The following is a 9,869-nucleotide window of genomic DNA, read 5'->3' as shown; positions in this document are numbered from 1 at the left end:
CATATCTCAAGGATGCTCTGTCTATTAATTTCCTACAGTAAATTTACCCGAACAAACGTTGCGTGCAATTGAAAAGAAGTGTGGATTGTGATATACTTTATTAAGGTTTATTGGGGTTTGGTCTGATTTGTATACCAGAGAAAATTCTGCATCAAAATAAAAAAGTCCCTGTGATTTGCTCACAAGGACATCCAATAGTTGATGTCTTCATAGCTATTTACAAAATCCAGCACGAACGTCTTTTTATCATAAGGTGCACAAATACGGTTTAACCGGGACAATGTCTGTACCGCATTAACACCTTTCAGCTTTTTCAGAACATACATGGCACAGAGTTTCGGCTGGTCAAATCCGGTCTGATATTTATTTGCTACCAGGAGAACCTGATATTTATCCGTATCAAATTCCTTTGTAAGTCGATCCTCCGGAAATCCATTCAAAGAGCTTTCTGTATACTCCTGCTCATCATCCGGAAGCTTTACTTTTCCAGAGAAAGCCACCAATGCATGAATGCCCTCGTATCCTTTCTTCGCAATGTAATCTTCAAATGCCTGACGATACTTTACTGCACTCTGACGAGAAGCGGTAATCACCATTGCCTTAGTGGATATGTTGAGGGCGAGTTAGATAACAATAAAAGCCATGGGGAAGAACATTTAGTATATTGTATAGACAATGGTATGACAAAAATATATGTTTTAAAATGGAGTGAAATATTTGATGAGTTTTCAAAGCGACATGAATACTTGCTGGATAAATTAAAGCTTGAAGAAGAATTGTGGCTGCGTAAACATAATAGTGCGGATGAAGTAGTAGCTGATGCACAAAACAATTCTGCAATAATGGAAATGCCGTTAATACCTAAAAAAGCAATTGAATAAAATATCTGAAGGGTAGAAAAATATGAAGTTAGAAAATTTGAAATTGTTAAAAGAAGATATGATTAAGAATGGTTGGACCATCTGTAGCTTCATTTTTACATATAAGCGAATTGAGTATATTGTGCTTGTGAAAAGATTTGTAGGAACAGAAAAACGGGTAAATAAATATGCTTTGGTTAAATTGCATTTCATCAAATCTAAAAACCTTGATGATGATTTACAAGTTGAAGCCAATAGTTCTGGTATATTAATAGATGCAAGGCAATTAAGAGAATATTTTGAAATAGAGTATAATGAAAATTTAGGAGATATCCTTCAAGAATTTATAGAAAGGCTAGGAACTTTTATTCCTACAAGTATTCCCAGCAATGTATCTGAAATAGAAAAAAATGCAATGATACAATCCTTGAGTAAGAGTGATTCGGAGGATCCAAGTAAAATATATTGTAATAAAGTTCGAAGAAATCCTAATAATGGGCATAGAAGCGAATTTAATGCTGATAAAACCAAACTGTTAAGACCATCCTTATATACCTATTTTAGTAACGATGAGAGTATCAGTTTTTGTTATTATTCCGATGAAAGAATGGAAAATGATGATGAAACAATATTAAAAAATTTTTCATCACGATAGTAATTGATAGTCTAATTCGGATTGTAGGAGACCAGCTTAAAATGAAAAGTATTAATAAAACAAAAAATGATTCAATAAGTGAACAAGCATCTGCTACGAAAGAAGAAATGATAGAATTTGCATCCAAATATAAAAATATCGAAGCGTTTAAGGATTCTGATGATGAAACAACGTATTGGGTTATTATGCTGTTTATCCTATTGATGTATATTGATTACAATACACAAAAGTTATGGGAAAGTTTTGCAGAAGAAGTAAAGACAAAAAACAGATTTTTTCCAGAAAGTGAATTGCTAAAAAAGATATCTGATATCGCAGAAAAAGCAACGTGTACTATATCAAAAGGTGATATTTTGTATCGTGCACGAGATTATACCGAATAAGATTTCCTTAAAAATGATATGGTAATAACTCTTTCTGAGATAATGAAGGATGAGTTTTCTAATTTAGAATTTGATGCTACTGACATTTTTAATGAATCAGCAATGAATATTGCGTCCATTTACCTATGTGGTGATGAGGAAAAGAGGAGAAGAATTACAGAAAAAATAGATAATCTGTTGAATAATAAAAAGGACTTCTATGGTTTTGATAAAAGTAATTCTGATGCTCCGCCGAATGCCTATGCAAAAGAGGGGAGAGCTAATCCAAAAGGAATAAGCTATTTATATACTGCAAAAGATATTAAAACGGCAATATTGGAAATGCGGCCACAGATGCAGAAAATGTATAACATAGCCACTATAGAAATCATCAGAGATGCTAAGATATTTGATTTTACATATTCGCCCGAAAAAATAAAGGAGGATGAGTATTCTATAGTTGCGGACTTACATAGAATTTCTGAAGAGTTTTCTAAGCCTAATTTTGGAGATCAAATAGAGTATGCACCGACACAATTTCTCTGTGAATATATTAAAAGACTTGGTTTTGATGGAATTAAGTTTAAAAGTGCAGTATCAGCAACTGGTACAAATGTGTTGCTTTTTGATGTTAATGCGAAAACAAGAGTTTATGATATTACAGGTTCAAAAGTGTATACTGTTAATACACTAGATATAGATATTAGCCAAGTTATGCCAATGGAAAATGAAGATAAGGAGCAACCACAAATGTTATTTATATGTTACCCCAAATGTTCAACCTGTCAAAAGGCTAAAAAATGGCTGGATGAGCATAATATAAAATATACTGAGCGCCATATTGTAGAGGTGAATCCTACTTATGACGAATTAAAGGAATGGTACGGGAAGAGTGGACTGACCCTTAAGAAGTTCTTTAATACTAGCGGGCTTCTTTATAAAGAAATGCAGCTTAAGGACAAGCTGCCTACAATGAGTGAAGAGGAACAGATTCAGTTACTTGCTACAAATGGAATGTTGGTAAAGCGTCCACTTGTTGTAAATGGAGATACTGTGCTTGTTGGCTTCAAGGAAGCAGAATGGGCTGAAAAATTGAATTGATAATTTTTGAGAATTCGTTTATGTATATGGAGGAAAGGAGCTGAGAATCTCATATGTCAGATTTGTTTGATTTATCGAACTTTGATAAATATAAAGAAGATAACTGCCGAGAAGTGAAAAAGGCAGAAGGTGGATTGCCTATAGCATTATGGGAGTCGTATTCCTCATTTTTATGTACCAAGAGCTAAACGTGATCAGAAGTCTGTTTATATTAATAACGATTTATTTGGTGGCTGCTATCGTAGAGATTGGGAAGGCGACTATCATTGCTCAAAGGCAGAAATTAAAGGTATGCTCCGTGATGCTGCGGATGAGACAGAGGATATGAAGATTGTAGAACAGTTTGATATTTCTGCAATTGATACAGAGTCCTTGAAGGGATTCAGAAATCATCATAAGAGCTATCGTCCAGAGCACGTATTTAATAATTTACCAGATGATGAGTATTTAGAGAGAATAGATGCAGCAGGATTTGGTGAGGATGGTAAATTACATCCTACTACAGCTGGGTTGCTTATGTTCGGTGAAGAATATCATATCGTAAGAGAATTTCCAGAGTATTTCCTAGATTATAGAGAGATGCTGGACCAAACAATACGTTGGACAGATCGCTTGCAGTCTAGCTCCGGTGATTGGAGCGGTAATGTATTTGATTTCTTCTTTAGAGTAAATAGCAAAATTTCAAAGGATATTAAGAAGCCTTTTAAGCTTGAAGGTATTACGAGGGTGGATGATACTCCAGTTCATAAGGCAGTTCGAGAGGCTTTAGTTAATTGTTTGGTTAATACAGATTATTTCTTGCCTTGCGGTGTAGTGATTAAGAAGGAAGATGACAAGTTGGTTATCGAGAATCCTGGTAGCATTCGCACTGGTAAAAAGCAGATGCTTCGTGGTGGTATTTCAGATCCTAGAAATAAAACACTAATGAAGATGTTTAATATGATTGGTATTGGTGAAAGAGCTGGCAGTGGTATTCCAGATATTTATCAAGTTTGGGAGAATGAAGGTTGGCCAATGCCTGTGGTGGAAGAAAGTTATAATCCTGACAGGACTCGTTTATCGCTTGAATTTAAGAAACAAGCGAACAAAACAAGCGAACAAAACAAGCGAACCAAATAAACATAGAAAAACAGAAGAGAATTATCAGTTGATTAGAAAGTATTTGAAGGAAAATGGATTGTCTAAGACAACGGATATCGCACAAGCTATTGGATTAAGCCCTGCCCGTACAAGAGCTATACTGAAAGAAATGTCAGGGCTTGAATATGAAGGCACAACAAATAATAGAAGATATCGCTTAGCTGATGATAATTAGTATAAATCGTGAGAGTTGTTCATAAAACAAAGAAGGTGACCGTTGGGGTGACTGATAGGGTGACCGATACAGAAAGAATAATTTACGGAGGCACTTTATGGGAGTGATTGATATTGCCAGTAGTAAGTCTGTATGGCGTGGTATGGAATATTATAAACAGAATAAAGTTCTTTCGTATACTGTTAATGAAGATGGAAGCTGCGAAGGTATAGTAGCAGGTAGTGGAGATGGAAATTATCATGTTCATGTTGATATGGAGCATCCGCGAAAGTCCACCTGCGATTGTCCTTTGGCAAATGGAAAGAAAATCATATGCAAACATATTGTAGCTGTTTCACTTTGTCTTGATGAGTCTGAGGCAGATCGCTTTAAAAATGAAAAGACAATATATGCATCAGAGGAAGAGGAACGCAGAGCAAAGAAATATGAAAAGTATATGGGATTTGCCAGAACTATGTCTCCGAGAGAACTGAGAGAAGCATATGTGGAACTGATGACTGAACTGGATGAATATAGGTTGAAAGAAAAGTACGGGAATCCCCATATCACCTCGGCTTTACCAACGAGCCACTGCGAAGCAGTTACGCTCCTGACACGACAGAAGAAGTAACTGATAAGTCAGTTTGGTGTAAATAGTATAAAAACATTGGATTCCGTACAAAAAAGTTCCGAAATCAGGAATTTTTGTACGAAATTTCTTTTATTTGCGTATTTGGCGAAAATAAAGCATTTTTATAATACAAAATTACCTGCTTTTGTATTTTTTTCGCCGATATTGGCGTTTTAAATACAAGAAAATTCGTAGGAATCTGCAAGGCACTTTTACATTAGCTTTTTACAGTCGTTGACAGTCACAGCCTTTTACCATAAAATGAACAGTAAGAATGTATGAAAAAGGAAGAGAAAAATGGGAAAATCTGAGAAACAGATGGATAAAGAGCAAGGGCGCAACCAGCGGATCATCGATACGGCGTTCCGGCTTTTTGTGGAAAAGAAAATCGAAGCGGTCAGCATGGATGAGGTCGCAAAAGAAGCCGGTGTGGGACGTGCCACATTGTTCCGCTGTTACAACAATAAGACGGAGCTGGCTATTGCGGTCTGCGCATCGAAATGGAAGGCTTATCTGGACAAGCTGGATGAGGCAAGACCAATCTCTTCGATACACGATATTCCGGCCATCGGAAGATTTATTTTTACGCTGGACAGTTATATCGGCATGTATCAGAACCATAAGGATCTGCTGCAGTATAATGACAACTTCAACAATTATATAACACACCAGACGGTGCGGCAGGAGGAACTGGCGAATTTCCACGCATCCCTGAATTCCGTCAACACAAGACTTCATATGATGTATGCGAAGGCAAAAGAGGACAAGACCTTCCGCACGGATATTCCGGAGGAACAGTTCATGCGTGTGACGGTGCATACCATGATGGCAGCGTGTACCCATTACGCAGGTGGTTTTATCTGGGGAGCAACGGACAACAAGGATTATACAGGTGATCTGCTGCTTTTAAAGGAAATGATCTTGAATTATGCCCGGAATGACGCCAATCTCTAATTTTCAGGTATACTGATCCCGACAGCCGGTGGAACAGATGACTGATTGACATTGCAATTTCAGAAAATCTGTGATATAGTAGCCACAATTGAATATGGAGTATTCAGGTGCCGGAGCAGTCACGTAAGTAGCTGGCTCCGGTGAAAAGGGAAGCAGGTGTAAGTCCTGCACGAACTCGTCACCGTAATTAGGGAGCTGAAGCCGATAGATCACTGGGAGACCGGGAAGATGGCGGATGCAATGATCTTCAAGCCGGGAGACCTGCCTGAATGCTGTACAGAAACATTTGTTTCAAAGCCACGAGTAACTGGTTGTACGTGTGGAATGCAGAAGGGACAGAATCTTTTTTGCATTCGTTTCTTATGTGTACAAACCCTTTACCTGATACAGGAAAGGGTTTTTGTTTTTGTTGCGAAAAACATGTTTCTGACTTACATATTTAAGAACACCGGGGCAAACCCCAAAATCAAAAGAGACAGAAAAACTGTCAGAGGAGGAAACATGAAAAAAAGAATCGTAGCAGTAGTACTGGCAACCGTACTGGGCGCTGTATGCATCACCGGATGTGGCAGCACGCAGGAAGTAGCAGAGAGCACTGTACAGGCAGGCACTGAGGCGCAGACCACCCAGGCAGCGGAAACAGCAGCTACCGAAAGCACCGAAGATGCAGATCAAGCAGCAGCCGATGAAGTGGCAGCATTGATCGATGCCATCTATGTGCAGGAGAGAACTGAGAATACCGATAAGCAGTGTGCAGATGCCAAGGCAGCATGGGATGCACTGACCGACGCACAGAAGGAACTGGTAGAGGGAGAAAATGCAGATCCCGATTATTTCGGCAGAGATACCGGAGATGCTTCCAAGGATGATCCCCGCAATCAGGATGAGATCGGTGAGAACGAGATTCTGGTAGTAAGCTTCGGCACTTCCTTTAACGACAGCCGTGTGGCAGATATCAAGGGTATCGAGGATGCGATTGCAGCAGCCAATCCCGACTGGTCTGTAAGAAGAGCATTTACCGCACAGATCATCATCAATCATATACAGGCAAGAGATGACGAGCATATCGACAATATGGATCAGGCACTGGACCGCGCTGTGGCAAACGGTGTTAAGAACCTGGTAGTACAGCCCACGCATCTGATGCATGGCGCAGAGTATGACGAGCTGATGGAAGCTGTAGAAGCGTATAAGGATCAGTTTGCATCTGTAAAAGTTGCTGAGCCCCTGTTAGGTGAGGTAGGCTCTGATGCTGCCGTAGTAAATGATGACAAGAAGGCTGTTGCAGAAGAACTGACCGCAGAAGCAGTAAAGACTGCAGGCTATGACAGTCTGGACGCTGCAAAGGAAGATGGCGTGGCATTCGTATTCATGGGTCATGGAACCTCCCACACTGCAAAGGTATCTTACAGCCAGATGCAGACACAGATGGATGAACTGGGATATGAAAATGTATTTATCGGAACCGTAGAAGGTGAGCCGGAAGAGACCGCCTGTGAAGAAGTCATCAAGGCTGTTGCAGAAGCAGGTTACACCAAAGTGGTTCTTCGTCCTTTGATGGTAGTAGCAGGTGATCATGCCAACAATGATATGGCAGGCGAGGATGAGGATTCCTGGTTAAGCCAGTTCAACGCTTCCGGAAAGTTCGACAGTGTGGATACCCAGATCTCAGGCCTCGGCGGGATCAAGGCTATCCAGGATCTGTATGTAGCACATACCGCAGCAGCAATGGCTGAGAAATAAGAATTAAAATAGGAATTAAAATCAGGAATAAAATAAGGATTAAAATAAGTAATGAAAGCAAAGACATTAATGAATAAAATCATAATCGTGGGCGGACTGAGTGCCTGTCTGCTGCTTGGCGGCTGTGGAGCAGGTCAGGCAGCGGATGCGACATCTGCAGAAAGCACGGTTGCCGCACAGGAAAGCACCGTAACACCGACAGAGAGCACGGAAACGGCGGAAACTGTCAGCACAGAGACTGCACAGAACGAAGCACAGCTTCCTGATGGTGTCTACACCGCTGAATTTTCCACGGACAGCTCCATGTTCCATGTCAGTGAAGCCTGTGACGGCAAGGGAACACTGACGGTAAAGGATGGCGTTATGACCATTCACATTTCCTTAGGCTCCAAGAAGATCCTGAATCTCTATCCGGGTCTGGCGGAAGATGCAGCCAAAGATGGCGCAGTGCTGCTTGAGCCCACCACGGATACCGTGACTTACAGTGACGGAATGACGGAAGAAGTCTACGGCTTCGATGTCCCTGTACCCGTGATCGGAGAGGAATTCGATCTGGCACTGATCGGTACCAAGGGAAAATGGTATGACCATAAAGTAAAGGTATCTGATCCGGTGGCAGAGGGTGCCGCAGACACTTTTGATCTGAGCGCTGTAGAAGACGGTAGCTACACCATCGAACTGACCATGGAGGGCGGAAGCGGCAGAGCAAGTATCCAGTCCCCCGCACAGCTTGCGATAGCTGACGGAGCGGCAACGGCGACTTTGGAATGGAGCAGCCCGAACTATGATTATATGCTGGTAAACGGTGAAAAATATCTGCCGGTAAATACGGAAGGCAATTCCGTATTTGAAGTGCCGGTGGAAGCACTGGATGCACCCCTTACCATGATCGGTGATACCGTGGCAATGAGTACACCTCATGAGGTGGAATACACCGTAACTTTCCACTCTGAGACACTTGAGAGTGCAGAGAGCGGCAAGTAATACACATTGGTGCCTGCGGCTCAAACATTGCAGGCTATGAAAGGCATGAAAATTTTGAGGTCAGGAAGAAATAGAAGAAAATGGATCTATGTTCTGCTTCTTATGGGACTGCTGGGGCTAAGTGGCTGCGGCAGTCCTTCTTCTGCTTCTGTGGAGATGTCTTCGCAGACAGAATTAGTAAAAACAGGCAGCATGGAGCTGCAATATGCGGAAAATTTTACAGTGGACTATTACGAAGATGGTTATAAGATGCTGACAACTCTTCCCGACAGTCAGCGGTATCTGTTAGTGCCGGAGGGACAGCCGGTACCACAGGGACTGGATGAGGACGTCAGTATCTTGCAGGAACCACTTCAAAATATATATCTGGTGGCATCCGGCGTGATGGACATGTTCGCCTCGCTGGGCGCTGTGGACCAGATCCGTTTTTCCGGGCAGAAGCAGGAGAACTGGTACATCCAGAAAGCACAGGATGCCATGGCGGCAGGGGACATGATCTATGCCGGAAAATACAGTAAACCGGATTATGAATTACTGGTGTCTGAAGGCTGTGATCTGGCGATCGAGAACCGGATGATCACGCATTCGCCGGAGGTGGTGGAAATGCTTCAAAGCTTTGACATTCCGGTGATGATCGAATATTCCAGCTATGAACAGCATCCTTTGGGAAAAGTGGAATGGGTCAAATTTTTCGGAGCTCTGACCGGAAAGGAAGCGAAGGCGGAAGAAGCCTTTGCGGAGCAGACAGAAATTCTGGAAGAGGTAGAAAGCGGGGAAAAAACAGGGAGGACCATAGCGTTTTTCTATGTGACTTCCAACGGACTGATCCAGGTGAGACAGAGCACGGATTATATTCCGAAGCTGATCGAGCTGGCAGGGGGAAGATATATTTTTGAGAATCTGGAAGACAGCGGAAGCGGACGCTCCACGCTGAATATGCAGGTCGAGGATTTTTATGCCGGAGCGAAAGACGCAGATATCCTGATCTACAACAGTTCCATTGACGGAGGCGTGACCACGGTGGATGAGCTGATCGACAAATGCAATATTTTGAAAGATTTCAAAGCGGTACAGGAGGGGCAGGTCTATTGCACCACCAATGATATGTACCAGCAGTCCATGGCAATCGGGTATTTATTGCAGGACATGCATACGGTGTTGACGGACGATGATACTGCTAAGCTGCGTTATCTGTTTCTCTTACAGTAAGATGGAGGACTTAGAAACACAGCGTAAGTATAAGAGCGTTAGAATGAGATTAGAATACGATTGGAATACGAATAGG

At 41.5% G+C, this 9,869-nt stretch carries 12 protein-coding genes, 1 pseudogene and 1 riboswitch; of the genes and pseudogenes, 12 read left to right on the top strand and 1 reads right to left on the bottom strand.

Translation table 11 applies throughout. From position 1 onward, the window contains the following. Window positions 1-179: 179 nt before the first annotated feature. Window positions 180-596 carry a hypothetical protein gene (locus DWZ61_RS13670; RefSeq protein WP_347475448.1) on the bottom strand — a complete coding sequence of 139 codons (417 nt, stop codon included), beginning with the start codon at window positions 594-596 and terminating at the stop codon, window positions 180-182. Window positions 597-680: 84 nt separating this feature from the next. Between DWZ61_RS13670 and DWZ61_RS13665 the strand changes: the two genes are divergently transcribed. The 12 genes and pseudogenes from DWZ61_RS13665 (at window position 681) to DWZ61_RS13620 (ending at window position 9,793) form a co-directional block, all read left to right on the top strand. Next, window positions 681-881, top strand: coding sequence for a hypothetical protein (locus DWZ61_RS13665; RefSeq protein ID WP_118539140.1), 201 nt, complete (start codon window positions 681-683; stop codon window positions 879-881). Between the two features lie 22 nt (window positions 882-903). Continuing rightward, window positions 904-1,515, top strand: coding sequence for a DUF6037 family protein (locus tag DWZ61_RS13660; protein ID WP_118539138.1), 612 nt, complete (start codon window positions 904-906; stop codon window positions 1,513-1,515). A gap of 41 nt (window positions 1,516-1,556) precedes the next feature. Further along, on the top strand, window positions 1,557-1,898 hold the full coding sequence (locus DWZ61_RS13655) for a hypothetical protein (protein WP_118539136.1): 342 nt from the start codon (window positions 1,557-1,559) through the stop codon (window positions 1,896-1,898). 18 nt (window positions 1,899-1,916) lie between these two features. Then, window positions 1,917-2,510, top strand: a pseudogene (locus DWZ61_RS20260) (RES family NAD+ phosphorylase); the annotation flags it as partial. A 117-nt stretch (window positions 2,511-2,627) separates the two neighbouring features. After that, window positions 2,628-2,978 (top strand): arsenate reductase family protein, encoded by a 351-nt coding sequence (locus DWZ61_RS20255; protein WP_022154769.1) that lies wholly within the window; start codon window positions 2,628-2,630, stop codon window positions 2,976-2,978. A 324-nt stretch (window positions 2,979-3,302) separates the two neighbouring features. Continuing rightward, entirely contained in the window at window positions 3,303-4,097 is a 795-nt protein-coding gene (locus tag DWZ61_RS19940; RefSeq protein ID WP_243026423.1) for an ATP-binding protein, read from the top strand. Between the two features lie 28 nt (window positions 4,098-4,125). Continuing rightward, complete coding sequence (locus DWZ61_RS19510) at window positions 4,126-4,293, top strand: hypothetical protein (RefSeq protein ID WP_172594776.1); 168 nt, start codon at window positions 4,126-4,128, stop codon at window positions 4,291-4,293. 97 nt (window positions 4,294-4,390) lie between these two features. Beyond that, window positions 4,391-4,903: an SWIM zinc finger family protein gene (locus tag DWZ61_RS13640; RefSeq protein ID WP_118539134.1), complete on the top strand. Its 513-nt coding sequence runs from the start codon at window positions 4,391-4,393 to the stop codon at window positions 4,901-4,903. A 297-nt stretch (window positions 4,904-5,200) separates the two neighbouring features. Next, window positions 5,201-5,857 carry a TetR/AcrR family transcriptional regulator gene (locus DWZ61_RS13635; protein ID WP_117465793.1) on the top strand — a complete coding sequence of 219 codons (657 nt, stop codon included), beginning with the start codon at window positions 5,201-5,203 and terminating at the stop codon, window positions 5,855-5,857. An 88-nt stretch (window positions 5,858-5,945) separates the two neighbouring features. Further along, window positions 5,946-6,141, top strand: a riboswitch (cobalamin riboswitch). A gap of 217 nt (window positions 6,142-6,358) precedes the next feature. Further along, the gene (locus tag DWZ61_RS13630; protein WP_118539150.1) at window positions 6,359-7,600 is read left to right on the top strand and encodes a sirohydrochlorin cobaltochelatase; all 1,242 of its coding nucleotides are present in this window, start codon (window positions 6,359-6,361) and stop codon (window positions 7,598-7,600) included. 69 nt (window positions 7,601-7,669) lie between these two features. Further along, window positions 7,670-8,584 carry an iron transporter gene (locus tag DWZ61_RS13625; protein ID WP_243026422.1) on the top strand — a complete coding sequence of 305 codons (915 nt, stop codon included), beginning with the start codon at window positions 7,670-7,672 and terminating at the stop codon, window positions 8,582-8,584. A 45-nt stretch (window positions 8,585-8,629) separates the two neighbouring features. Further along, window positions 8,630-9,793: an ABC transporter substrate-binding protein gene (locus DWZ61_RS13620; RefSeq protein ID WP_118539148.1), complete on the top strand. Its 1,164-nt coding sequence runs from the start codon at window positions 8,630-8,632 to the stop codon at window positions 9,791-9,793. Window positions 9,794-9,869: the final 76 nt, after the last annotated feature.

The organism is Clostridium sp. AF34-10BH (assembly GCF_003478095.1).
GTDB lineage: Bacteria > Bacillota > Clostridia > Lachnospirales > Lachnospiraceae > Acetatifactor > Acetatifactor acetigignens.
The sequence above is the reverse complement of the archived record's forward strand: the minus strand, read 5'-3'. Positions and strand labels throughout refer to the sequence as shown.

Coding starts and splice junctions, on each gene's coding strand:
- DWZ61_RS13670 (WP_347475448.1), bottom strand. CDS start 596: ATGGTGATTACCGCTTCTCGTCAGAGTGCAGTAAAGTATCGTCAGGCA.
- DWZ61_RS13665 (WP_118539140.1), top strand. CDS start 681: ATGACAAAAATATATGTTTTAAAATGGAGTGAAATATTTGATGAGTTT.
- DWZ61_RS13660 (WP_118539138.1), top strand. CDS start 904: ATGAAGTTAGAAAATTTGAAATTGTTAAAAGAAGATATGATTAAGAAT.
- DWZ61_RS13655 (WP_118539136.1), top strand. CDS start 1,557: ATGAAAAGTATTAATAAAACAAAAAATGATTCAATAAGTGAACAAGCA.
- DWZ61_RS20255 (WP_022154769.1), top strand. CDS start 2,628: ATGTTATTTATATGTTACCCCAAATGTTCAACCTGTCAAAAGGCTAAA.
- DWZ61_RS19940 (WP_243026423.1), top strand. CDS start 3,303: ATGAAGATTGTAGAACAGTTTGATATTTCTGCAATTGATACAGAGTCC.
- DWZ61_RS13640 (WP_118539134.1), top strand. CDS start 4,391: ATGGGAGTGATTGATATTGCCAGTAGTAAGTCTGTATGGCGTGGTATG.
- DWZ61_RS13635 (WP_117465793.1), top strand. CDS start 5,201: ATGGGAAAATCTGAGAAACAGATGGATAAAGAGCAAGGGCGCAACCAG.
- DWZ61_RS13630 (WP_118539150.1), top strand. CDS start 6,359: ATGAAAAAAAGAATCGTAGCAGTAGTACTGGCAACCGTACTGGGCGCT.
- DWZ61_RS13625 (WP_243026422.1), top strand. CDS start 7,670: ATGAATAAAATCATAATCGTGGGCGGACTGAGTGCCTGTCTGCTGCTT.
- DWZ61_RS13620 (WP_118539148.1), top strand. CDS start 8,630: ATGAAAATTTTGAGGTCAGGAAGAAATAGAAGAAAATGGATCTATGTT.